Consider the following 22,134-nt stretch of genomic DNA (forward strand, 5'->3'; position numbering starts at 1 on the left):
TGCGTTCTTCTCCGTCGCGATCCACGCCTCAATGGTTCTCACATATGTTGGACTGCCGCCTTGGTCCGAGGACGAGGTCGTCGGATCGAAGCCTGTTGGCCGACGAAACATTTGGCCTCTCAAGCGCGATGATACGCCCTGTGGCACATAGGCTGACCGCGTGACCTAAAGGTAAGCATTTGCGCGTGCCGAACCGGATCTGACGCAAATCGAGGGGCGGGCCGCACCCCGATGGATCAGGCCGATCAAACAATCTGTTTTGCAGGATTTCTTCAGCTTTTGGCTAATTTTCGCGGTCGTTATGGCGCCAACACGCCTAAACTCTCGGTTCCCATCGGACTCGCCTGACCTTCAAGGAGAAAACACCATGCAAGCGAAAATGCATATCGGTTATATCTCGGAAGTAGTAGGCAGTTCCACCAGCGGATGGCGTATTCCGGGGGCTAACTCTCGGGCGGAGAAATTTGAACTAGTAGCGCATAATGTTTTGACAGCTGAGCGCGGCAAGTTGGACTTCGTTTTCTTGGCGGACTCCGTCTACTCTGGCGCGGATCGCGAACCGGAAGCCGTGGCGCGGCTCGAGCCACTCACCCTACTCGGCGCTCTATCGGCAGTGACTGAGCGGATCGGTTTGGTTGCCACCGTCTCGACAACTTACTCGGAGCCGTACAACTTGGCGCGAATGTTGGCGTCGCTGGATCATATTAGCAACGGGCGAATCGGCTGGAATATCGTCACCAGTGGATTCCACCCCGAGGCGGCGGCGAATTTTTCCGCTAACAAGCACCTGCAACACGCCGAGCGCTACGCTCTAGCTGAGGAGTACCTCAAAGTTGTCAAGGGGCTGTGGGATAGCTGGGAAGACGATGCCTTGGTCGCTGACCCCCAGAGCGGCGTCTTCATGGACCCGAGCAAGATGCACACGCTGAATCATGTGGGGCAATACTTCTCGGTGAAAGGGCCTCTCAATGCGAGCCGTCCGCCGCAAGGTTACCCTGTAATCTTCCAGGCTGGAGCGTCCGATCGCGGCGTTGAATTCGCCGGGGCCACAGCAGACGCAGTGTTTGCCCACGGACAAACCCAAGAGGACGCCGTTGCCTTATCGAACAAGCTGCGCGCTTGCGCCGAAGCTGCTGGCCGGCCACGCGATTCGATCAAGCTTATGCTTGGTATTTCGGTTATCGTCGCTGACACCGAGCGCGAGGCATATGAACTTGTAGCGCAGCTCGGCGCAATGGCGGATCCGCATGCCTCAATGCGTCTGCTCTCCGACCGTCTCGGCACAGACATGAGTCAGTATGAACTTGACGGCCCTGTGCCGGAACTGCCTCTCTCGACCAGGTCGGCGGGAACTCAGCAGGCGCTTCAATCACTCGCGCGGCGGCGCAAAATGACGATCAGACAACTGCGAGACATCGTCAACATGGGCAAAGGACATCGCCCGGTGGTTGGCACGGCGGAGCAGGTTGCCGACGACCTCGAAGCGTGGTTCAAGAGCGGCGCTTGTGACGGCTTCGCGCTCATATTTCCCTTCTCGCCACGACTGATCGAAAACTTTGTCGATAAGGTTGTACCGATTCTCAGGAGCCGCGGATTGTTTCGCGAAGACTACGAGGGCAGAACCCTGCGAGACTACCTGGGTGTCGAGCGGCCACCGCATTTTGCGAAATGATGACGTCCTCTGGGGCGTCGTTGTTGGGACAATCTTCGCGAGTCTAAATAACACTGACAAGTATGATCGCAGGCCCGATGAAGCCGCCGTACGATACACAGCTCGAGACGACGCCAGAGTCCGATTGTGATCCTCGCGGTTGGTGCTTCTTTTGAACGCGGGAAATATTCGGTTTGCTTGACGCTAGATTGTGAGGTCCTTCTTGATTATCGACTCGATTCCGGCGGCGACGCGGGTAATCACCTTGGCTTCACGGCCAAACGGGCGCCCCGTTCCAGAGAACTTCCGGATCGAGGAAGTCCTACTTCCCCAGCTTGCTGACGGGCAGATATTGGTCCGCAACATCTACATGAGCGTCGACCCGGCGATCCGCCGGCGCATGGAGCCGTCCGCGAAGCACTACACTACGACCTTCGAGCTCGGCGGGCCGTTCGATGGTCCGAGTGTCGGCCAGGTCGTGGCCAGCCGGCACCCGTCCTTTGCCGCTGGGGATTACGTCCGCCACCGTCTAGGTTGGCGCGACTACGCGGTCAGCGACGCCAGTGCGGCTACGCGGGTCGATCCGGCACGCGCACCGCTGCCCAGTTGGCTCGGCGTTCTCGGCCAGACGGGCTTTAGCGCGTACGTCGGGCTGCGGCGCATCGGTGAGCTGCAGCGAGGAGACGTGGTTTTTGTTTCAGCGGCAGCGGGCGCCGTCGGCAGCGCGGCCGGACAGTTCGCCCGCCTCCTTGGGGCGGCACGGGTGATTGGCAGTGCCGGTGGAGCGGACAAGGCTCGGCTGCTCGTGGACGAGCTCGGCTACGACGCTGGGATCGACTACCGCGATGACCTGCCAGGGGAACTCGCTAAGGTGGCACCGGACGGCATCGACCTGTATTTCGACAACGTCGGCGGCGATCATCTCGTCTCGGCGCTGCACGCGCTCAAGATCAACGGCCGCGCCATCCTCTGCGGAATGATCTCTACGATGGAGGACGCCTCGCACGCGCCCGGAATCAACCACTTGATCCAAGCCGTATTCAAACGGCTCAGTCTGCGCGGGTTCATCATCTATGACCATGAAGATATGCGCGTCGAGTTCGAGACGCAGGTGGCTGGATGGCTGCGCAGCGGCGAGCTGGTGTCAAAGCAGACAATAATCGAGGGTCTGGATCACGCAGTCGACGCGTTTATCGGAGTGCTGTCCGGTGCAAATGTTGGCAAGATGCTTGTCCGCCTCGCGGACGAGGACTCTACCACGACCTGAGCGAGGCGACCGAACAGCAACCCTGCTGCAGCGAGGACCGAATCGTGACCGAGCCCCGCTGTCGCTCCTTAGCAAGCGCACCGCCTGTCCTTCGTCGGCGACGTCGTCATTCCATTCGAACTCGATCTGGCGGGCGCTATGTACTAGGCTCCGACGATTTCGCCAATGACCGCACACATATCGCCAAAATAACTCTCGTGGGTGTCGCGATACTCAACAGAAATGGGAAGGCGAAGAAGTGATGCAGCTCTTGTCCGATAACCCGCGTGTTCGTCTGGAGATGGCATTGGCCAAAAATGACATGGTGGTCCCCAAAACGGGTTGTCCTTCACTCCCCAACTAATATGAGAACCTCGCCGAGATTGAGCGCGGATCCAGCGGTGTCGCTTATTCGGAAGCAGCAGCCGCCACGAAAATTCTGCATGTGCGTGACGTTTTTGTTGTTTGACGCTGACTTTGTGTTCTTTTCGCCGAAAATCAGTCGCGCGGGAAGCTATTATTTCCTCCGAGAACTCTGGCGGTTGTCGCCTGAGCGCCGCGCAGAGACGCGCCGTCAGGGCAACGCTGTTGGGTGCACGAATAGCAATAAGTTTTTCGCGAGACCTTACAGCCAGCCGGAGCTTGACCCGGCTTGATTTTCGAAGAGCTGAACACCTTGGCTGCTTGGCAGCAGAAAGAAGGAGTCGCATGATGATCAATGTCCTTAACCACAAGGCCTTTCATATGACGGAAGCCGAGTGGCGGAACCGCTGCGACCTCGCTGCGCTTTACCGCATCTGCGATCTTTACGGCTGGACCGACACGATCAATACGCACATGTCTATGCGCGTTGATGGCGAGCCAAAGTGCTTTTTGATCAATAACTACGGTGAGCTGTTTAATGAGATCACCGCGTCAAGTCTGGTGAAGATGGATATTGACGGAAACGTTTACTCCAAGGATGGCGCCTATAACGATGCAGGATTCATAATTCACGCTGGCATTTTCAGGGCCAGACCTGACATCAACTGCGTGATGCACACGCATGTGCGCGTTGGCGCGGGTATATCGGTGTTGGAGCGTGGCATCAGGCCCATTAGCCAGGACGCGCTTGAGGTCTATCACGAGCTCGTTTACCACGAGTATGGCTCGCTGGGCTCACATAACGAGGGCGATGCGCTAGGCGTGAGCTGCCAGAAGGGCGAGTGCCTCATTTTGCGCAACCATGGTCTACTTACGGTTGGCGCAACGCCGTGGGCTGCCCTCCGGCGCATGTACGAGTTGGTGCGGGCCTGCGAGATCGAGATTATTGCCCGCGGCTTGAATGAGGCGCCGACACTTATCGCGCCTGAAGTAGTAGAAGATTTCACCAGGCGCAACAAGCCAAAACGTGCATTGCCTGAGTACGGGTTGTCGGACTGGCGCGCTGCGTTGCGCCAGATCGAGCGCCTCGAAGCGAATTGGCAGCAGTAGGTGCGAAAATCCGTCCTGGTCTCATAGCGCTGTCACGGGCAACTACAGATCACGAAGCTGGCGGGAGCCTGCGCGCGCCTCCTCCACGCGGTGAGCAAGCCGTGGACCGCGGACATCGCCAGGACCAGTGCCAGTTTTACGTGCAGCCAGCCGAACGTGAACCAATGGCCGAACCAGGCCAGATAAAGCCCGGCCAGCCAGGTGACGATCATGGCCGGGTTGATGATCGCCTTGAGCAGCCGGCGTTCCATCACCTTGAACGTTTCCGACTGCTTGCAGTTACAGCTCACCGCGACGGCACGCAAAGGTTTATGCGAGGAACGGAACGAACCGCGACGTCACCGGATCATTCGATCCGTGGGTGCTCTGACCACTAACCTTAATTGACATGTTAGAGCCGGCCGAATGAAAATGCCCCCCTCGCTGCACTTCACTCCTGTGGACCTGAAGCGCTATTTCAACGTGAGGCGCCGGGACTTGGACGGTGGGCTCGGTAAGAAAGCGGGCGACAGCGATTGGAGCGTCAATCTCCAGGGTCCTCAGACGCTTCGAGGCATACCGTTTCTCTTCGGCAATGAAGTTCGCCCAGATGTGCTGGCTCAGCACCCTGCAGACTCTCCTGCCATGATCGTGCTACCGCCGACGCTCGCCACCTATGTGGTTTTTGTTCACGCGGTCGTGGATCGTCCGCGTACGACGCCCCCTGGCTTTGGACCCATTGGGCCGACTTGGGGAGATCTTGCCAGTGATGGTAATGAACTTGGTGAATTGGTCTCGACCTGCTCGCTCAAAGATTCCGATGGCAGTGAGGTCGACGTGCCCCTGTTACGGCGGTTCGGAATTCAACAGAGACATATTTCTTTGGGCGCCAGTCCGTTTGGCGCGGTACCGGCACAAGATCCAAGTGCGCACGCGACCATGGTGAGGACCTCGCATTCGGGCGAGAGCCAAATCTAAGCTATGGTCGCGCCGAGGTCCGTGCGTCTTCGGGACGCCCTATTCAGGGAGAGAACCGTTGGCTTTACGCGCTGCCCAATCCGCATCCGCGCAAGAAGGTTACGGACCTCCGGCTGCACGCCGAACATGAGGTCTTGCTGATTACGCTGTGAGCACGACTGAACTCGCCGAGCATCCCCTGCGCCTTCAAGGCCGCCGCAAGCTGAGAATGCGCTTACCCCTCGAGGTTCATCTCAACACGCTAGGAGAATTCGACACTGACGATCGTGGGGATCAAATCGGTATCGACCTCGGAACAGTCATCTCTGCACGCACGGTCCTCGAGTACTCGCGTTGCGATTGGCTGAGCGATCTTCATGACGTCCAGCCAGTGCGGTCTGATGGAGAGGTTAATATTGAGTACTCCGCTTATCCCGATGGAAGACTTTACCTGCGATCCGACGACGGCAGCTTGCTCGTGCGGGAGCTTCGTTCGCTAGAGCCTACTCGCTCCCCCGCCGACTCGCCGCTGGAAGCCGCGGCCATCGAGCCTGCCACGACAACCCGTGAAGTTTCGGATAGTTGGGAAAGGCACGAGCCGGCGCGCTGCTGCACGCCTGCATGTCCACGACCCGCACGGGGAGTACCTTCCGCCGAAAGGACACCCCTCGAAGGTAAATACCGGCTGGTTCGAGGACTTATCCGGCGAATTTGCCAATGGCCTAAATCGGAATGCGTATGTGAATGGAAATTGTACGGTTGGGCTTCTGGTCGGCTTTGCCTTCGTCGAAATAAGAAGTGGCTTAGAGGTAAAGCCGCTGCGGCGCATGTCGACATCGACGAAAACACGGAGACCCTTACCTTCGAGCTAGAAAAGTGCTCCGCTCGCGCGAGCAAGGTGGGTCAGGTCCGACACGCATGTTCATTTTCGGAGCCCGCAGACAGCTCTTCTTGAGGGGCAAGCCGAAGGGGTGGACTTTGTCAACTTGCTCGCGGCCCAGTGGGGCGAAATGCTCAGCAATGTTGCTGGCCGAACCACTTTAGGAGCGAAAGGCTCCGGTGGCGATGGCGAATCTCTGGTTCGCATGGCCAGCGAGAACCGCATGCAGGTGCTCGGGCACATTTCACTTCTGGGATATGAAGGCGAGATCATTGATTCGTTGTCTAGCGGCGGCCGGAACGAAGCAGCGATCGGTGATCCGTTGGAATCGACGATGGCGGCCTGGGCAGAGCGGTGCCGTCAACAAGGAGGGCTTGTCGTAATGCCGCACGCGCCGCATCCGCAGGCCGAGCGTGCGGCGGACATCGTTCTTGGATTAGTCGATGCGATCGAGATGATGGCCCTCAATGCGAGACGCCCAGATCAACTCGTATCGGTGCCTCAACATCGACTATCAGCTGCCGTTGGTTGCGGGTCGAACAAGATGGACGCTGCGTCGCTCCTTGGCGGCGTCCGGACATATGCGCAGCTGGGAGGCCGCGATTTTCTCGTATCGGAACTGGATGGATGCTGTGCGGAGTGGGGATACCTTTATCACGGTCGGGTCAAGGGCGGCGCGCTGGAAGCAGATTCGGCTTCCTCCCGGAGGAGGTACGGTCGACTGGCGAATCGAGTCGATTAGCGTTGCCGCGAACCGCGTGGAAATAACTCGTAACGGAGCGGTAGTCGATGAATTGCGTTACGGCAAGTTGTCTGCCAAGGACAGAGCGCACAGTGGGTAACAGAGTCTTGTTGGCTGGCGATCCGCGTTCGAGGCAGTGTCGCCGGCCGCGCTGCTGACATAGCCGCACACACCAGCGCCGTCTTCGTCGAGGTCGGAGAGAGTCCAATCTTTGCAACCGCGATGCTGTGGCGGTCGTCCTTGCGCAGATCGAGGGGTCAATAGCTTACCTGGATACGCTAGCTCCGAAAACCGATGAAGCGCGGCACGCGCGCATAAGGCCGCTATGGAGCTCGCGTATCATCGACTGCATCACCGGCTTCACCAACTCGGTGCTAGTCAGGAGCATGCTCCCGTTCACTCGGTTCACATAAAACGCGAGCACCGATGGGGAAGCAGGGTGCATTCGCATATGAACGGATTGTCAAATTGGCGGCGTGCGTAATCTGCGGATCGGTACAAAGTTAGTCAGATATGATTTTAGCTGATGTAAAGGCGACGGCGGCCTTACTCGCCCAGGATCCGTAGAGGTCCCTGGACTAAGTTCACAATCAGCTATAAGGACACTGCGCGGCCGACCAAGAGCTACTCCATCGTCGGTTGTTCCGACATGACCATCACTGCGCGATGGGCTGTGCTCGCCGTAAGCGTCGCCCACAGCTTTGAGGGATTGCTCGGAAGAAGTTGGTCGATGTTGCGGTTCGGATGACCGTTGACGATTCTAGTCAGGATGCCGGTGAGATAGGCAAGCGGGTCGACATCGTTGAGCTTGCAGGTTTATGCCGCCCGCCGAACTATGCCGAGTCGGGTCGTTTTCCCCAGATTTCTGGCTGACCGGCGTTTGGTCGGTTCGGCATAGTTCGTTCTGTGCCTCCGCTGTCAACAGCGGAGAACAGGAAGATGGAAGTTGAAGAGTACTTGGGCAGAAGCCGGCTGTACCGGCGTCTCAGAAGCGGGCCGCACGGACGGCTCGTCGAGTGCTACGCCGTTCGTCTCGTCGAAGAGAGGCTCGTTCGGCACGGCGCGTGGCGTTGCCTCAACGTAGTTGGCGGGCTCCTGAGTTGGATCGCGGGCCGTCGCTATAAGCTGATTGATCTCGATGAGCAGGTCGTTGAGCGGTACCTCCGACATCGAGGCGGGAGGCAGTCTATCCAACCCGGTGACCGGGCAGCGCTCAAGCGATGGTTGTCGGTGCTGCGCGAGGAAGGCGCGATCGCGCCGTTGGTGCTACCGCCTCTCACCCCGCACGAGCGGATCTTCAAGGAGTTCGATGCCTACCTGCGATCAGAGCGCGGCTTGGCCCCGAGGTCCATCGTCCGCCATCTCCCGGTCATCCGCAGGTTTTTGCACGAGGTGTGCTCCGGCGGCGCCGCCGCCCTGTGCAAGATCAAACAAGAGGACGTGATCCGCTACATTGAGCGCCACGCCCAGGATTGGAGCCCGGGAACAGGCAAGGCGATGTGCTGGTCGTTGCGCGCCTTTCTCCGTTACCTCCACCATCGGGGGCTGAACGCGCGCCCGTTGGCGGATTGCGTTCCATCGATGCGGCGATGGAAGCTCGCAACTCTGCCGACCTATCTGCCTGCCGCACAGGTGCGGAAGGCTCTCGACGGTTGCGACCGAAAGACGGTGATGGGACGGCGCGACTACGCCATTCTGTTGTTGCTGGCCAAGCTCGGCCTGCGGGCCGACGAGGTCGCGACGCTCACGCTCGATGATATCGACTGGCGCGCCAGCGAGATACTCGTTCGCGCCAAGGGCCGACAGCGTGCACGGATGCCGATACCGCCAGACGTTGGCGCGGCCATCGTTGCATATCTGCGCAGTGGCCGCCCAAAGTCGTCGTGCCGACGGTTGTTCGTCCGCACACTCGCGCCGCACATCGGGTTTGCTTCCGGATGTGCGATCACCATGATCGCCAAGGCCGCCCTCGATCGCGTTGGAATCGACGGTTGCGCACACCGCGGCGCCCATATCTTCCGACACAGTCTCGCTACCGAGCTTCTCCGATCTGGCGCGACCTTGTCGGAGATCGGACAGTTGCTGCGGCACGAGAACCACGACACTACCCGGATTTACGCGAAGGTCGACATCGATGCGTTGAGAACATTGAGCCTGCCCTGGCCGGGAGGCGTGCAATGACCAATCTGCGCGCCGCACTCGATAAGTACCTGAGCATGCGCAAGGGGTTTGGATACAAGTACGAGCACCAGACCCGTCGGCTCGCCGACTTCGTCGCCTTCATGGAGAAGCGCAAAGCCAGGATCATCACGACGAAGCTGGCAATGGAATGGGCAACGCTGCCGCCCGATCGTCATGCATCCTGGGCGCTGCGATTGAGCGACGTGCGCGGGTTCGCGCGCCATGTCGCCAACTTCGATCCGAGAACGGAGGTACCGCCCGTCGGCATGCTGCCCGGATGGAAGCGCGCCAAGCCCTATGTCTACAGCGACGCGGAGATCGATGCGTTGCTGACGGCAGCGCTGGCTCTGCCGCCAGCGGGCGGGCTGCGCCGATGGACCTACCATACCCTGTTCGGGCTGATCGCGGTGACGGGCATGCGTATATCCGAGGCGATGGGCCTGGAGCGTGATGACGTCGACCTCGACGCCGGCGTGCTGACGGTCCGGCTGACCAAGTTCGGCAAGTCGCGGCTCGTGCCATTGCATCCGACGACGAGAACCGCGTTGCGCGACTACGCCCACCGGCGCGACGCGATGCTCGGATCACGCTGCGGCTCGACCTTCTTCGTTGCCGAACAGGGAGGCCGCTTGCTGCACCAGTACGTTCATCGCGTCTTCTGGCGATTGTCCAGAGAGATTGGGCTGCGGCGCCCAGGTGATCATACCGGGCCACGCGTGCACGACTTCCGTCATCGCTTCGCCGTCCGGACGCTGCTCGACTGGTATCGCGAAGGCAAGGACGTCGAGCAACAACTCCCAGTGCTCTCCACTTACCTCCGCCACGCCTGCGTGCGCGATACTTACTGGTATCTCTCGGCCTGCCCCGAGTTGATGGAAGAAGCGGCGCGGCGTCTCGATCGGCGGTGGGAGGTGACGTCATGAAGCCCGCCTGCAATGTCGCCACGTTGATCGAGCGCTTCTTCACCGAGCGCCTCATGCGCCAGCGCAATGTTAGCGCCAACACGATCGCCTCCTACAGGAACACGTTCCGGCTGCTGTTCATGTTCGCACAGGTGCAGCTGCGGAAGCCCCGGCCCTGACGCTCACCGATTTGGACGCAACGTTCATCGGCGCGTTCCTAACCGATCTCGAAGTAAAGCGCGGCGCCAGCGCGAAGACGCGTAACCTGCGTCTGACCGCCATCCGATCCTTCTTCAGGTTCGTGTCCTTCGAGGAGCCGGCACACAGTGCGCTGATCCAGCGCGTGCTCGCCATACCGAGCAAGCGCCACGATAAGCGACAGGTGCACTTCCTGACGCGCCCCGAGATCGAGGCGATTCTCGCGGCGCCCGATCGAACGACGTGGCTTGGCCGCCGCGATCACACCTTGCTGCTGGTCGCGACCCAGACGGGCTTACGCCTCTCCGAGCTGACCGGCCTTGACCGGGATGCCGTCCACCTCGGGTCTGGCGCACACGTACGATGCGTCGGTAAAGGGCGGAAGGAGCGGACCACTCCACTGACCACACTCGCTCGGTGCGCGCTCCAGGCATGGCTCAAGGAACCGTTACGGAAAGGAGCAACAGCGTTGTTCCCCAACGTGCACGGGGGCCGGCTCAGTGCCGACAGCGTCCAGTCGCTCCTGGGAAAGTATGTTCGCGTCGCTCACAAGAGTTGCCCGTCCTTGAAGGCCAAGAGCGTGTCACCGCACGTGCTGAGGCACAGCGCTGCGATGGAACTGCTGCAGGCCGGCGTCGACTGCTCCGTGATCGCGCTGTGGCTCGGTCATGAATCGGTCGAGACGACGCAGACGTACCTGCACGCCCACCTCGCCCTCAAGGAAGCTGCCCTGGCGAAGCTCAAGCCGTACGAGCGCGGCAAGCGAACCCGCTTCCAGCCGAACGACCGCCTGCTCGCCTTTCTGGAGGCGCTCTGAACGACCAGACTATGCCGAATGGAATGGGGCTGCCCTGCACGCGATCGACGGTGCCAGCGTGACAATTGCGTGCCATACCAAACCCGTTCGGCATAGTTCGGCGGGCGGCATAATCGGCCCTATGCCGCGCGCGGCATAGGCAGGTCTCTCTCAAGGAGGCGACGACCGCCCAGTGTTCGGCACCACAGTCGGATCCGGCAAAGAGCGCGTTCTTGCGATTGAGCTTGATGCCACGGATTGATCGTTCGACCATATTGTTGTCGAGTTCGATGCGGCCGTCGTCGATGGAGCGCGTCAACCACTGCTAGCGGGAGAGCGCGTAGCCAATGGGTTCGGCGAGTTTGATCTTCTGGCTGGTGACGGCCTTCTTTGTGCGTAGCCAAGCCTTGAAGGCATCTGCCAGCGGCCGGCTTTACTGCTGTCGCACGAGACGGTGCTCCTCAGGTGCTGCGCGTTGAGCCTTTCTGAATTCGGATGATTGGCGAACGCGCCGAGGCTCGTCAGCCGCAGTGTGCTGAGCTCGATGCGCACGATCGTGGATGTAGCTATCGATCGGGATGCACGCACGCTGATCCAGTTTACGAGCTTTCATGGTATCAATCACTATTCCCCGGCCAATGTGCTGGGAGCGAGTTGCTGACCTCGAACCAGGCTCTCGACTCAATAACGATACGCGCGATTTCGCTTGGCTTGCTCGAGGTTCCGCATGTTCACGCATACCGTAATGTCTTTCGCGGGCGCTTCGCCGATAAAGCGGTGGCTGAGACTCTCGGGCTACGCTACTCACGAATCGAATGGGCCGCCGCTTGATCCTCGGGGGACCAGGGGACGTTTCTTCCTGACATGACCCACACTCTTCCGGAGCGGCATTTCTCAGAAGAAGGTCCGCCGGCTCGGCGTTTGCCGGTAATATTTCGAGCTGAGCGCGACGCGCCGCGACTATTCGAGTCAACTCCTTGGTAGTTAAACACGCCTCGACTTGACTTTCCTTCGGCCTCTTAATCGGTCAGTTACGTTCAACGGCGAAAACGCCATCCGACGTGGCAACGGTATTGTTCAAGAGACGGATGCCATCGTTATCCGGCATAGATCTGTAACGTCTTAGACGGGAAGCTTCGTGAAACGACGGATCGTCGGCCCAACAATCGAAAACGCTGCGCACTCGAGCAGGATAGCCGCGATCTCCAGAGTCGCAGTGCGGAGTCGCGCAACGCAGTCAGCCACATCTGTCTCAATCGCGGCTACATCGGTCGGTGGTGCTAGACGCTTCAATTCGTCGCTCCAGTATTTTCTGCCTTCGATGCCACCTATTACAATCCTCGAACGCTCGGGCCGGATCATCGATGCCAATCAGATCTTCGCTGCAATGCGTCGAATCATAGGTCAAGACAGCGAGTTTCGCGCGCGACGGCAACTGGCATAGTAAGAAGGGCAACAGGAGCAGGCTCGACATCGCCACGGGCAGAGCCACAGATGCAGCCACTGCAGGCTGATGTCGGATGGAAAAGCCGCAGGTCGAGCTTATTGCGATGGCGCCCCGCTGGACCAATCTCGGGCGGCGGCGACGAAGGCCGGCTCAAGCGCTGGATCGCCGCGAACGACATTCTCCACCCAAGCCCCCTCGAAGGTTTCCGAGATCGTAGGGAACTCGAACGTAGTGGAATGTCGCATCGAGCACGGGGGGCGGTGGTTCGGCGCCTGGAGCCGAGCCGCGCTCGAGGTGAAGGATGCCGAGGGGTCGCGGTGCTTGTGATATCATCAACGCAACATAATCGGTCTTGATGCGGGAATTCCTTCAACGTTGGCTTCGTTTGGGTGGAATCCTGCGTCGAAAAGAAGGATCACATTCAGATTGGTCCAATGGTCGCGCCATAGGCTCGCTGCGGGCATTTCTTAAGATCCAAGCTTTCAATCGCATACAGATATCGTTTCGATCAACCAACTCCCGACGTTAGCAACACTTTTGTGAGCCGTTATAATCATCGATCTTCTCGCGCCAAGGCTCAGAGCTCGCAGCTCGATTGCAAAGGCCGGCTGCCACGCTGAACGCTGCTTCCACCGTGCTTGTCCGGGCTTGGGCCAAAGAGCGTCCGCTGGCCGAAATCGACATTTCGGACTATTCCTCGTGCTTAGTTCTTCGAGCCGTGCAACTAGCGCGTTGACACGCAATAATGTGAAAAACCACTGATTTTGGATATAAGTCGCATATATTCGGCTGTATTTGGCTCCGTACAAGCGGATTTCGGCTCGATGCTTCGATAAGCTAGCGCCAAGAGACAAAAGCCGAAGATGGGATGCGAGGGTCAGCCTCCCGGCCAACGATGCGGAAGGCTAACGTTGCGCGATGCCTGTCGCTGGCGCCGAGACCAAATTCTACGTGCCTCGCGAAGAGAGCCGAGAGTGACGTGGAGCGAACGAATAGCAATCGAGAACTGCACCTTGTTCGACGTTGTACGGTTCGATTGTCGCGCGATTGGCGCATGGATCGTGTGACCGGGAAGGCATTCAACTCGGATCGCAAGTACAGTGTTGGAAGGACTTTAGGGAGGGGGACAGTGCATGACGAGCGATTTGAATATTTCGCGGCGCTCCATGTTGGCCGGCGTAGCGGGGATCGTTTCGGCGCCGATGGTGCTGGGGCCAAACGCGCCGCGGCCAAATCCGACAGGATCGTGATCTCGAACTACGGCGGATTTTATCAAGACGCTTGCGTGAAGGCAGTGTTCGATCCCTTCACCAAGGAGACGGGCATCAGGGTAGAAAACGTTCCGGTCCCCGGTGCCGCGACGATGTTGCTGCCCGATGCCCGCAAATGGCAGCCCGACTTGAATAGTACTAATAGCCTTGTTGTTAGCGCTGACTACTGGGCGGATAACTTCGAAGCTGTAAATCGCCGTTACCTGGAATGGCTCTCGAACTGATGGCCTGTTGCTGCCAAAAGGGTTTCGGTCAACCCTTTCGGGAGCGCAATCAGCGAGCCTTAATTTTGATCTCTCACGTGACTCGTACGGACGGCCCATGACCCGCATCAGCAGTCTGCGTGCGCAGGCAATATTCATGTCGCCGGCCACCATGATTGGGGTCGCGATTGTGTTGCCCCCACTCTTGTATGTCCTCTTCACCAGCGTCAATGGATCCGCTCTGTCGCTGGATGCGTTCGGCGCAGTTCTGACCAGCGCGTTGTTCAGGCAAACGCTGGCTAGGACGCTTTATGTCGCTGGCTTGTCGTCAATTTTGAGCTTGCTCCTGGGCTTCATCGTCGCGCTACATCTTGCCCGCCAGCCACCGCGGCGCAGGGCTTTTTTAATGGTGCTCGTACTGCTCCCGTTCTGGACCAGCATCCTGGTCAAAGCCTTCGCGTTCACGATTATTCTTGGGCGTAACGGGATCATCAACAATGTTCTGAGTTGGATCCTGCAGACGAAAATCGAACTGCCGCTCGTGCTCAATCTTTTCGGCCTTCTCGTCGGCATGACCAATTTTCTGGTTCCGCTTATCGTTCTACCGGTCTTGGCCAGTCTGCTTGCCATCGACGGCGCGATCTATCGCGCAGCTGCCATCATGGGTGCTAAGCCCGCCCGCATCTTCTGGACGGTTACTCTTCCCATGAGCTTGCCCGGCCTGTTCGCTGGCCTATTGAGCACTTTCGTGATGTGCTTGGGGCCTTCGTAATTCCGGCGCTACTCGGCGGCCCGCATGATGAGATGCTGTCGAACCTTGTCGACTTCTACAACCGACAGATCTTGGACTGGCCCAAAGCCTCGGCCATCAGCGTGATACTGTTCGCCATGGCTATTGTTTTCGCAACACCCCTTGCGGTTTGGCGCCGGCGCAAGGTCTAGGAGGCGCACATGTCCCAAACGATTCACGATCCGCTTTCGCGCCGTTATCGGGCTATGGGCACCGGCTTGGCCGTAGCGATTTATCTGTTTCTGCTCGTGCCCATCGTGGTGACGTTCCCCATGGCATTCGGCCCGACAAACGCGCTGACCTTCCCGCCGAAGGAGTACTCCTTCGATCTGTTCAATATCTTCTTCCACTCTCCAACCTGGCTGGCATCGCTGTTTGAGAGCCTCAAGGTTGCGGTAACGGCCATGACGCTGGCAATGCTGGCCGGCGTTCCGGCGGGATACTGGATCGCGCGCAATGACTTCGTTGGCAAGGCGCTCGTTACCGGCGTAATCATGAGCCCACTCATCGTCCCCACCATCGTAACGGCGCTCGGTCTTTTCCTCTATTTTTCCTATTTGGGGATCAGCACGACGACGCTTTCCATCGTATTGGGCCATCTTATGGTCACGCTGCCATACGTCGTCGTCATGGTTGTGGCGGGGGTCAACAAGCTGGACCGCAATCTCGAATTCGGCGCCGAACTGATGGGGCCGGGCCGATCCGCATGTTCCTGACCGTGGTCGTGCCACAGCTTGTGCCATCGTTGGTAAGCGCCGCGCTCTTCGCGTTCTTGCTGTCCTTCGACGAGGTGATCATTTCCTGGTTCCTGGCTGGTTCGCAAACGATCACCCTGCCGGTAAAGATGTATACCGCTCTCGAATGGGAGGTCTCGCCCGTGATCGCCGCTGTCGCTACCTTGCTGACGATGGTTTCGCTGGTGGTCAGCATTGTCGCGATCGCCTTAAGGAAAGGGACGCCGGTCGAGACCTGACAGGTTGGTCCGGCAAGCCCATCGGTTAATATCCAGTATCAGAGGATGCAATCAGCGCGATGTATCGAGTGCAAACCATTGAAGAAGTTCAGCGACAAGAGCAGACATTCTCGCGCCGCTCGAGCAGTGTTGGCGAAGGAATGACCGGGATGAAAACAAGTAGCTTTCTCGGTGGCCAGGTTGCGCACGCAATCGCATTGAACGGCATATCGAAGACATACGGTTCGGTGACCGCGCTGCATCCGACCGATCTCAGCGTGGACAAGGGCGAGTTCCTGACCTTGCTAGGCCCGTCGGGCTCCGGCAAAACCAGTTTGCTCAACCTGATCGCCGGCGCGACCGCACCGACCACCGGCGCTATCTTGCTGGACGGACGCAACATCACCCAGATGCCACCGCGTGAGCGCGGGATCGGCATGGTGTTTCAGAATTACGCGCTGATGCCGCACATGACGGTATTCGATAACGTGGCGTATCCGCTGCGTGTGCGGCGCGAGCCGACCAGCACAATCCGCGCCAAAGTGACAGAGGCGCTCGAACGTGTCGGCCTGCGGGGGTTTGAGGATCGCAAGCCGCGCCAATTGTCGGGCGGTCAGCAGCAGCGTGTCGGTATCGCGCGCTGCGTAGTCTATTCGCCTGCCATTATCATGATGGATGAGCCGCTGGGAGCGCTTGACAAGAATCTGCGCGAGCAGATGCAGGGTGAGATCAAGCGTCTCCACAATGAGTTGGGTACGACCATCATCTACGTCACCCACGATCAGGAAGAAGCGCTCAACATGTCCGATCGTATCTGTCTGATGAGCGCGGGCCGGATCGCGCAGCTGGGACGCCGGACGAATTGTACTTCGAGCCGCGCAACCGCTTCGTGGCAGAGTTCATCGGCGAATCGAATCTGATCTGCGGGCGCGTGACAGGCGGCGGACGGATTACGATGACTGGTAACAGGTCCATTGCCGTTCCAGCCGGCGCGTGGGATGAGGGTTCGGAGCTCACATTGATGGTACGGCCCGAAAAAATACGCCTCGCGGGGGCCCATGACACCGTTGCTGACGGCGTCAATGACCTGAGCGGCGAGGTCGCCAGCGTCTCGTTCGTCGGCGGCATGACCCGCGTGACGGTCAAGGTCGAGAATAGTCTGACCATCACTGCCAAGATGATGTCCGAACGCGCGGAATCCAGGGTCCAGCCCGGCGCACCAGTTCGGCTATGCTGGTCACCCACCGATATGGTCGTTCTCAAGGAGTAACGTTCCGTACACGACGCACAAAAAATATTCGCTTAGCAAACGAGGTGATCAAGGGACGTACATTAGACTCAGCGCACGTAACCGGCACCGAGTGGAATGCACGCGGATTGGACCTTGCGCAATCTCTAACTCACGCTGCTTACCGGAGGACATTGGGGGCGGCATGTCCAAGCCACTTTCGCTGGACCTGCAAACTCGGGCTTTGGTCGCTGCGCGGCTGGTCCATCCATCGAGAGCTTAGAGAACGGCTTGATATCAGTCAACGCTGGCCAGCGTAATCGAGCGTAGTCGGGAGCGGTAGCAGGAGACACCTTGCGGTTGAGACGTTCCGTCGCCGCCTGGTCGAGAAAGATCGCCGCTTGGCGAAAGACACTATCCGCCGCTCCTCCGAGCCGAGCGGAACGATCTTAAGAAGACGGGCGCACATCAACGAACGGAACTGCTGGGCGCCGTGACACGCCTCTTCAAGATTGACGACTCAGCTCGCGCTTGATCTTCAGCCACCTCATCATTCATCAATGAGACGTAAGCTTCGACCGACGGCGATGCTGCAGCCGCTGTACACGCGTGGCCGTCTGAGAGCTGGTATCCTCACGGCCAGAAAACTGGCGACTTCGTCGCGGTGCTCTACTTTGATCCTTGAGTGCTCCAAGGGAACGCTGTGAACCACGAGGCGCGCGAATCTATCCTGGCAACCAGTCGAACGCGGCGAAACTGGACTGCTCCGCAAGTCGAATGCGATGACGTTACTGTTGTAGCGAGGCAGCCGAGCCTAAGTCTTCCAGACCGCTCTAGCTAATTCAGTTGATAACCTCTTTGTTGGCGATTCTCATTTCGATCTCCGAGGTAGGGACGCCCTGCAGGCACCAGGAAACGGCGTGTTGGCCCGTTGCATCCAAGATGTGATTACCTAGGCCCTCGCTTCGGATTAACGTGACATCGTGCCCGGCGGACTTCGCCGCTTCGTAGTACTCAACAAGATTCAGGAAGAGCGCACCCTTGTCCTTTTCGTCGCCAATGACAAAGAGCCGACGATCGGGGTCCACTTTAACCTCAGAAAGATGCGCGATTGGATCGTATATTCCGGGCGCTCCGTAATCGTACCCGCCCGCGATTTGACCCGCCCTCCTTAGACCCCCAAGTGAGAGACAAGCGGCCGAAAATGCAACGCACTTCGTATCTGGAAACTTCGTCAAAAGATAACTGGCTACGCTGCCTCCGCCCGATTGGCCCGCAAATCCGTATCGTTTGATATTGTAACGCTTTATGATCTGTCGAACTGCACCCGCAACGAGCTTCATCTCTCGCATTTGTCTCGACGCCGAGTGGGCCCCGGAAGACCCATAGAGGCCCGGACGAGCAATTGTTACGAACGCCATGCCGAGCGATGCCGCGGCCTTGGTCGCGTATTCTTGCTGAGCTGCCGCGTTATTGTCGTCGTAACGTGTAGGCTTACCAAGCCATAGCCGATCACCGTGAATATAGAATACGGCAGAGGGGGTCTGTTTGGTCAACCCAGACGACCAGTAGCGCAAGCAATCGCCTTGTCCCTCAACTTCAACCCAAACGCTGTTACCGAGTGCCTGGCATTCGCTTTTTGTTGGGCAGGGCACGCCGTTTAGAACGCTTTCAATGGGAAACTCTTCGACGCTTTTTCCAGCTGGATTGGCATCCGATCCTCTATTTTCGGACGGATTGTCCACTTGCCTGTCGTGCCGTATGGAAGACATCACGCACCACGTTGAAATTTCTGTCAGGGTTGCTCAAACGGTTCCGTCGACCATGACGTCAATCAGGGTCGGGCCGCGCCGGTTGCCAGACGCTTCCTTTAATACGTCTACAAGAGTGTCAGGCTCGGTAACTCGAATCGCATTCATACCCATCGACTTTGCGAGTCCCACCCAGTCGATCTCAGGATCCTTGAAATCCATTCCGACGTAGTGGTCGTTGTCATGGAACAATTTCAAACGCTGCTTGATGATGCGGTAACCGCCGTTGTTGCAGATCACATAAGTTATCGGCAGCTTCTGATTGGCCGCGGTCCACAGGGCCTGGACCGAAAACATCGCCGATCCGTCACCGGAGACGCAGATAACCGGCCGATTGGGATGCGCAAACTGCACGCCGATGGCCGCCGGCAAGGCCCAGCCAATGCCCCCGGCGGCGTTGGCATGCATCGCATAGCGGTCGCGGAAGGCGAACAGATCATTGAGGAGTCGCACCGAGGTAAGTCCCTCGTTCACGATAATCGCGTCCTTCGGTAGCGCCTGCACCAGACAGTAGGTCAGCCAGTCGCCGTGAATAGGCTTTGCGACGGCACCCTTGCGAGCGCTCGTCGCAGCAGCCTCGCGCTTCGCACTCCAGTTCTTCTTTGCCAGTTCCGCAATGCCTTTGCGCGAGCGTTCAACGAGCGCCTGTCCGCCCTTTCGCTGCAGCACGGGGATCAGCGCCTGGATAGTTTCGCGCACGTCCGCTTTGACCGCCATCTCGGCGGGATAGTTCTTGCCAATTTCCCAGTCGATGAGCCCAATCTGCAGGATACGCAAGTGCTCTGGCTTCGGATCAGTCGCACTCCACACGGACATCCGCAGCACGTCGGAGCCGAGTACAATCATCGTGTCGTAGGGCGCGAGAACGTCGTGCACCTGCCTTTGGTCGCGGCCAAGTGCACCCATGAAGCACGGGCGTTCGGAGAGAAAATGCGCCCCGAACGGCACACTAGACTGAAAAGCAGGGCAGGCTAGCAGTTCCGAGAGTTGGGCTGCTTCTTCTAGTGCGTCGGATTTCACCAACTCGTCGCCACATAGCAGCACCGGTCGCTCGGCCTTGAGAATCCGTTCAGCTAGCGCCTCAACGGTTTCGTCGCAGGGTCGTACGCGGGTATCGATCCGTGTCGACGAGGCGAGGTCGATGCCCGCCTCGTTGTTGAGAATGTCGCCGGGCAGTGAAATGAATACCGGTCCAGTCGGTGGCGTCACTGCGACTTTCGCGGCGCGATGGACAATGCGCGGCAGGTCTTCCAGCCGATTGACTTCGACCGCCCACTTCACAAGGGGCTGGGCGATCGGCACCAGCGGGTCGTACAGTAGGGGTTCGGTCAATCCGTGTCCCTGCTCTTGCTGCCCTGCGGTTAGAATGATCGGCGTGCCCGTGAATTTCGCGCTGTAGAGCGCGCCCATCGCGTTACCGAGACCCGGCGCGACGTGAACATTGCATGCTGAGAGCCGCCCCGATGCGCGCGAAAAGCCGTCGGCCATGTACACTACGAGACTCTCCTGCATAGCCATTACGTAGGTTAGGTCGGGATGATCTTTTAAGGCATGCATGATCGGCAGCTCGGTGGTGCCGGGATTGCCGAACAGATGTGTGATGCCCTCCTCCTTGACCAGAGCCAGGAAAGCGGAGCGGCCGGTCATGGTGTTGAACGTCATAATCGTTTCTCGTCCTTGTTTGCTGAGCTCCCGGAGCTCAGATCACCCTTAGCCCATCTGGTCGCAATCGGTTGGCTCCTCTTCCTGCATCGATACGACAAGCCCCTGCGGAACGTACGACGTGTAGGGTATGACCCGTAAGATAGGTTATGTTTGCGGGGCTGCTTACGACCAGCGCGTTATGTCGCGGCGCGCCATTTCTGATTTCACCGTGGCAAGCCTGCGCAGGTATTCTGCTCGTGGAAACAGCTGCCGCCCTTTGTTGAGGGTCATTGTCGCGCCTCCATGCTGGCATGCCGGCTCGAAATCGGTCTTATTCGGCCGGCTCAATATCATGCGTTTAGATCCTACGGTTTCCTGGCACTGAATTTCCTTAAAATAAAGCTGGTTGGAGTTGCAATTTCGCGTTTGCGATCGGAATGTAGAGTTTTCAGGCATGCCGGGCTGCGTCCAAGCGGTGCTCGCAATATCTCCAAACTTTCCAAGCCGTTGGCGTTTTTCACGCTCAGGCGGCTACCTTGCACCTGATTTCTGCGTCTTGGGGATAAATTCAGTCGAAAACAGTGGGGCGTCCGTGGAAACATCAAATAGGCACCTCGCGACGCGGTGATTGTGACGTTTGCGAAGGTTGTCCGAGCGAAAACATCCCATAGGTAAATGAGCATGCACCCGAAGGCTGAAGTTCAGGATGCGTTGATGGGGCCTGCTGTCCTAGATCAAGGAAAGCCCGAGCTCGATCTGCGGGCTTTCCGAACATGTCTCGGTCAGTTCGGTGCTGGCGTTACAGTCATGGCCACGGAGCTCGACGGGCGGCTCGTCGGAACGACGGTGGGATCATTCTCGTCTCTGTCGCTGGATCCTCCGCTCGTGCTTTGGTCGATCGCCCGATCTTCGCGCAGCGCTGCTGCTTTCGAGCGGACGACGCACTTTGCGATCAATGTCCTGGCCGACGATCAGATCAGCGTTTCACAGAATTTTGCCAGTTCATCGGATAACAAGTTTGCTGGTGTCCAATGGTTCAAGGGGGAGAATGGTTGTCCGGTGCTCTCTGGAATTGTGGCTCTATTTGAATGTGAACGTGAAGCTACCCTCGAGGGTGGCGATCATTGGATTATTATCGGTAGAGTACGTCGGTTCGTAAGATATGCGGGAAAGCCGCTTCTATTCGTCCAGAGCCGTTATGCTATTGCCCAGACGCATCCTCAGCTACAATCTGTGTCGGAGGCGCCATCGGCTGCGCAGCCTCAATCCAAGGCGATGACCGCATTGTCATCATTGCTGCTAGATGTGACTCGGCTGCGTGTGAGTGGGTTCGAAAAACACCGCCGGGCAGAGGGCCTGAATTATCTACACAGCCGGGTGTTGTATGGTCTAGGCATGCGCCCCGGACAGAATATCGCGGATCTCGCTCAGCATATCTTCGCCGCGCCGGCCGACTGTACAGATGCGATTGCGGAATTGAGCGAGCGCGGCCTGATTGCTCTAGATTCCAAAGGGAAAGCATCGCTGACGGACGCCGGCCAAGCAAAATGCGATGCGGTCCAAGTTAGGTACGACCTCTACGAAGCGGAATGCCTCTCCGGATTCAGCGAAGATCAAATCCACGCTGTCCGAGAGTTTCTTGGGGCATTCATTCGCAAATTCCAGACCCCTAATTGTGAGCTCTAGCCCGGTCGGCGCCCGCGCCATTCAAGTAATCGAAAACTAAGTATCGAGAGGCGACCAGCGGGTCAGGCGACGAAGCGTTTTCGGGAACATCGATCAA

The 22,134-nt window shown here is 58.6% G+C and carries 16 protein-coding genes and 4 pseudogenes; 15 read left to right on the forward strand and 5 right to left on the reverse strand.

The annotated features are described in order from the left end of the window. Positions 1–367 precede the first annotated feature (367 nt). From XH85_RS12145 to XH85_RS12155, 3 genes are all read left to right on the forward strand, one after another. Positions 368–1,672: an LLM class flavin-dependent oxidoreductase gene (locus tag XH85_RS12145; RefSeq protein ID WP_128932028.1), complete on the forward strand. Its 1,305-nt coding sequence runs from the start codon at positions 368–370 to the stop codon at positions 1,670–1,672. A gap of 202 nt (positions 1,673–1,874) precedes the next feature. Then, positions 1,875–2,918, forward strand: coding sequence for an NADP-dependent oxidoreductase (locus XH85_RS12150; protein ID WP_245474023.1), 1,044 nt, complete (start codon positions 1,875–1,877; stop codon positions 2,916–2,918). A 687-nt stretch (positions 2,919–3,605) separates the two neighbouring features. Continuing rightward, the gene (locus XH85_RS12155; protein ID WP_128932029.1) at positions 3,606–4,370 is read left to right on the forward strand and encodes a class II aldolase/adducin family protein; all 765 of its coding nucleotides are present in this window, start codon (positions 3,606–3,608) and stop codon (positions 4,368–4,370) included. Between the two features lie 77 nt (positions 4,371–4,447). Here the strand turns inward: XH85_RS12155 and XH85_RS12160 are convergent. After that, positions 4,448–4,645: pseudogene (locus XH85_RS12160) on the reverse strand (CopD family protein); the annotation flags it as partial. Between the two features lie 130 nt (positions 4,646–4,775). Here XH85_RS12160 and XH85_RS12165 point away from each other — a divergent pair. Next, positions 4,776–5,327: a hypothetical protein gene (locus tag XH85_RS12165; protein ID WP_128932030.1), complete on the forward strand. Its 552-nt coding sequence runs from the start codon at positions 4,776–4,778 to the stop codon at positions 5,325–5,327. A 950-nt stretch (positions 5,328–6,277) separates the two neighbouring features. Then, a complete protein-coding gene (locus XH85_RS46420) occupies positions 6,278–6,928 on the forward strand; it encodes a CehA/McbA family metallohydrolase domain-containing protein (protein WP_245474024.1) in 651 nt (216 codons plus the stop codon). Positions 6,929–7,552: 624 nt separating this feature from the next. Here XH85_RS46420 and XH85_RS47890 read toward each other — a convergent pair. Further along, positions 7,553–7,744: pseudogene (locus XH85_RS47890) on the reverse strand (transposase domain-containing protein); the annotation flags it as partial. 123 nt (positions 7,745–7,867) lie between these two features. Here XH85_RS47890 and XH85_RS12180 point away from each other — a divergent pair. From XH85_RS12180 to XH85_RS12190, 3 genes and pseudogenes are all read left to right on the forward strand, one after another. Then, positions 7,868–9,109: a tyrosine-type recombinase/integrase gene (locus XH85_RS12180; protein ID WP_128932031.1), complete on the forward strand. Its 1,242-nt coding sequence runs from the start codon at positions 7,868–7,870 to the stop codon at positions 9,107–9,109. After that, a complete protein-coding gene (locus tag XH85_RS12185) occupies positions 9,106–10,032 on the forward strand; it encodes a tyrosine-type recombinase/integrase (RefSeq protein ID WP_128932032.1) in 927 nt (308 codons plus the stop codon). Before XH85_RS12180 ends, XH85_RS12185 begins: the two co-directional genes overlap by 4 nt. Then, a pseudogene (locus XH85_RS12190) lies at positions 10,029–11,026 on the forward strand (tyrosine-type recombinase/integrase). The gene XH85_RS12185 and the pseudogene XH85_RS12190 overlap by 4 nt, the downstream one beginning before the upstream one ends. Positions 11,027–11,165: 139 nt before the next feature. On the opposite strand, the pseudogene XH85_RS46425 reads toward XH85_RS12190, so the two are convergent. Further along, positions 11,166–11,468, reverse strand: a pseudogene (locus XH85_RS46425) (IS66 family transposase); the annotation flags it as partial. Positions 11,469–13,506: 2,038 nt separating this feature from the next. Here XH85_RS46425 and XH85_RS12205 point away from each other — a divergent pair. From XH85_RS12205 to XH85_RS45840, 6 genes are all read left to right on the forward strand, one after another. Further along, positions 13,507–13,947, forward strand: a complete 441-nt coding sequence (locus XH85_RS12205; RefSeq protein WP_128932033.1) for a hypothetical protein — start codon at positions 13,507–13,509, stop codon at positions 13,945–13,947. Between the two features lie 97 nt (positions 13,948–14,044). Continuing rightward, the gene (locus XH85_RS12210; protein ID WP_128932034.1) at positions 14,045–14,698 is read left to right on the forward strand and encodes an ABC transporter permease; all 654 of its coding nucleotides are present in this window, start codon (positions 14,045–14,047) and stop codon (positions 14,696–14,698) included. 179 nt (positions 14,699–14,877) lie between these two features. Further along, on the forward strand, positions 14,878–15,432 hold the full coding sequence (locus tag XH85_RS47590; RefSeq protein WP_128932035.1) for an ABC transporter permease subunit: 555 nt from the start codon (positions 14,878–14,880) through the stop codon (positions 15,430–15,432). Further along, entirely contained in the window at positions 15,423–15,689 is a 267-nt protein-coding gene (locus tag XH85_RS47595; RefSeq protein WP_128932036.1) for an ABC transporter permease subunit, read from the forward strand. The genes XH85_RS47590 and XH85_RS47595 overlap by 10 nt, the downstream gene beginning before the upstream one ends. A 68-nt stretch (positions 15,690–15,757) precedes the next feature. Continuing rightward, positions 15,758–16,588, forward strand: coding sequence for an ABC transporter ATP-binding protein (locus tag XH85_RS12225; RefSeq protein ID WP_245474025.1), 831 nt, complete (start codon positions 15,758–15,760; stop codon positions 16,586–16,588). Beyond that, positions 16,558–16,938 carry a TOBE domain-containing protein gene (locus XH85_RS45840; RefSeq protein ID WP_245474026.1) on the forward strand — a complete coding sequence of 127 codons (381 nt, stop codon included), beginning with the start codon at positions 16,558–16,560 and terminating at the stop codon, positions 16,936–16,938. The genes XH85_RS12225 and XH85_RS45840 overlap by 31 nt, the downstream gene beginning before the upstream one ends. An 800-nt stretch (positions 16,939–17,738) precedes the next feature. Here the strand turns inward: XH85_RS45840 and XH85_RS12230 are convergent. Together XH85_RS12230 and XH85_RS12235 are read right to left on the reverse strand one after the other, a co-directional pair. Beyond that, complete coding sequence (locus XH85_RS12230) at positions 17,739–18,641, reverse strand: alpha/beta hydrolase family protein (RefSeq protein WP_128932037.1); 903 nt, start codon at positions 18,639–18,641, stop codon at positions 17,739–17,741. A gap of 60 nt (positions 18,642–18,701) precedes the next feature. Beyond that, entirely contained in the window at positions 18,702–20,369 is a 1,668-nt protein-coding gene (locus tag XH85_RS12235; protein ID WP_245474029.1) for a thiamine pyrophosphate-binding protein, read from the reverse strand. A gap of 663 nt (positions 20,370–21,032) precedes the next feature. Here XH85_RS12235 and XH85_RS12245 point away from each other — a divergent pair. Then, positions 21,033–22,037: a flavin reductase gene (locus XH85_RS12245; protein WP_164940751.1), complete on the forward strand. Its 1,005-nt coding sequence runs from the start codon at positions 21,033–21,035 to the stop codon at positions 22,035–22,037. Positions 22,038–22,134 lie beyond the last annotated feature (97 nt).

It is taken from the genome of Bradyrhizobium zhanjiangense, from assembly GCF_004114935.1.
Classification (GTDB): Bacteria; Pseudomonadota; Alphaproteobacteria; order Rhizobiales; family Xanthobacteraceae; genus Bradyrhizobium; species Bradyrhizobium zhanjiangense.

Bases quoted from the DNA above. Each gene is read 5' to 3' on its own strand.
- XH85_RS12145 (WP_128932028.1), top strand. From the start codon at position 368: ATGCAAGCGAAAATGCATATCGGTTATATCTCGGAAGTAGTAGGCAGT.
- XH85_RS12155 (WP_128932029.1), top strand. From the start codon at position 3,606: ATGATGATCAATGTCCTTAACCACAAGGCCTTTCATATGACGGAAGCC.
- XH85_RS12165 (WP_128932030.1), top strand. From the start codon at position 4,776: ATGAAAATGCCCCCCTCGCTGCACTTCACTCCTGTGGACCTGAAGCGC.
- XH85_RS12180 (WP_128932031.1), top strand. From the start codon at position 7,868: ATGGAAGTTGAAGAGTACTTGGGCAGAAGCCGGCTGTACCGGCGTCTC.
- XH85_RS12185 (WP_128932032.1), top strand. From the start codon at position 9,106: ATGACCAATCTGCGCGCCGCACTCGATAAGTACCTGAGCATGCGCAAG.
- XH85_RS12205 (WP_128932033.1), top strand. From the start codon at position 13,507: ATGGATCGTGTGACCGGGAAGGCATTCAACTCGGATCGCAAGTACAGT.
- XH85_RS12210 (WP_128932034.1), top strand. From the start codon at position 14,045: ATGACCCGCATCAGCAGTCTGCGTGCGCAGGCAATATTCATGTCGCCG.
- XH85_RS47590 (WP_128932035.1), top strand. From the start codon at position 14,878: ATGTCCCAAACGATTCACGATCCGCTTTCGCGCCGTTATCGGGCTATG.
- XH85_RS47595 (WP_128932036.1), top strand. From the start codon at position 15,423: ATGTTCCTGACCGTGGTCGTGCCACAGCTTGTGCCATCGTTGGTAAGC.
- XH85_RS12235 (WP_245474029.1), bottom strand. From the start codon at position 20,369: ATGACGTTCAACACCATGACCGGCCGCTCCGCTTTCCTGGCTCTGGTC.
- XH85_RS12245 (WP_164940751.1), top strand. From the start codon at position 21,033: ATGCACCCGAAGGCTGAAGTTCAGGATGCGTTGATGGGGCCTGCTGTC.